This window comes from Amycolatopsis rhizosphaerae, from assembly GCF_007713715.1.
In the GTDB taxonomy this organism is placed as follows: domain Bacteria; phylum Actinomycetota; class Actinomycetes; order Mycobacteriales; family Pseudonocardiaceae; genus Amycolatopsis_E; species Amycolatopsis_E rhizosphaerae.
The window spans coordinates 1-1,495 of the sequence record NZ_VJWX01000832.1 but is presented as its reverse complement, the minus strand read 5'-3'; the positions used below and the strand labels follow the sequence as shown (position 1 = coordinate 1,495).

Annotated in this window: 1 protein-coding gene and 2 pseudogenes; all 3 read left to right on the top strand. The window is 75.7% G+C overall.

The window, feature by feature from the left end; all coding sequences use genetic code 11:
- Nucleotides 1–362, top strand: a pseudogene (locus FNH05_RS37235) (hypothetical protein); the annotation flags it as partial.
- Between the two features lie 100 nt (nucleotides 363–462).
- Nucleotides 463–870, top strand: a complete 408-nt coding sequence (locus FNH05_RS37230) for a cytochrome c maturation protein CcmE (RefSeq protein WP_186382943.1) — start codon at nucleotides 463–465, stop codon at nucleotides 868–870.
- Nucleotides 867–1,495 (top strand): annotated as a pseudogene (locus FNH05_RS37225) (hypothetical protein); the annotation flags it as partial. The gene FNH05_RS37230 and the pseudogene FNH05_RS37225, both read left to right, overlap by 4 nt.

Below are 1,495 nucleotides of genomic sequence, written 5' to 3'. Positions count from 1 at the left end.
CCCGGGTGGTGAGCACCGCGCTGCTGCTGCTCGTCTACGCCGGGTACCTCGCCGCGCGGCGGGCGTGCGTCGATCCGCGCACCGCCGCCCGCCGCTCCGCCTTCGCCGGAATCGGCGGGTTCGCCTTGGTACCCCTGGTGCATTTCTCCGTGGTGTGGTGGCGCTCGCTGCACCAGCCCGCCACCCTGCTGGCCCCGGATCCGCATCCCCCGATCGACCCGGTGATGCTCGCGGCACTGACCCTGGCCGTCGCCGCGTTCACCGCCGCCGCGGCGTGGCTCTTCCTGCGGCGGGTCGCGATCCTGGAGCGTTCCGCCCGGCCGTCCCGCCGGGTGCCGGTCCTGACCGGGGCCCGGCGATGACCGGCTGGGCGGCCGTGCTCGCCGGGTTCGCGCTGACCGGGCTCACCCTGGCGGCCTTCGGGTGGTGGACCAGCCCGGCGCGGGAACGCCGGGACCGCCGGTGAGCGGGACGCCCGAACCGCGGCGTCGGCGCCGTGCCGTACTGCTCCTGGTCTCGATCTCCCTCGCCGGTCTCGCCCTCCTGGTGGTCGCCGGGCTGCAGGGGACCCTCGTCTACTACCGCACGCCGAGCGCGGCCGGCGCCGTGAACGCCGCCGGGCAGCGGATGAGGCTGGAGGGAGAGGTGGTTCCCGGTTCGGTCGGCGCCACGGGCGAACTGACCCGGTTCCGCCTGTCCGACGGCAGGCACCAGGTGCCCGTCGTGGTGCGCGGCGCCCTGCCGGACACCTTCCGGGAGGGGCAGGACGCCGTGGTGGAGGGCGTGCTCGGCGGCGACGGGACCCTGCGCTGCGACCAGGTCGCGGTCAAGCACTCCAACGAATACCGGGCCGCGGGGGAGGTCCGGTGATCGGGCCGCTCGGGCACGCCTGCCTCGCCGGCGGGATGGTCGCCGCCCTGTGTACCGCGCTGCTGTGGCTGCGGGTCGCGCTGTCGGGCCGGGGAACGGCCCCGGCGCGGGCCGCCGGGTGGATCACCTTCGGGGCGGGCGCGGCGGCGAACGGGCTGCTGGTGTGGGCGCTGGTGGCGCACGACTTCGGCGTCGGGTACGTGGCCGCCAACGGCGGCCGGGACGTGCCGCTCTACTTCACCGTCACCAGCCTCTGGGCCGCGCTCGACGGTTCGCTGCTGCTGTGGCTGCTGATCACCGGGGCGTTCGGGGCGCTGCTGGCGTGGCGGATACCCGCCCGGCCGGCGCCGCTGCACGCGTACGCGGCGACCGTGCTGAGCGTGGTCGCGGTGTTCTTCTTCGCCCTCACCTCCTTCGCCGCCGACCCGTTCCGCCCGGTGAGCCCCGTGCCCTCGGACGGGCCCGGCCCGAACCCGCTGCTGCGGGAGCACGCCGCGATGGGGCTTCACCCGCCGCTGCTGTACGCCGGATACATCGGCATGATCGTGCCGTTCGCCTACGGGGTCGCCGCGCTGATCACCGGCACCGTGGGCCGGGAGTGGCTGTCGGTGACCCGCCGCTGGGC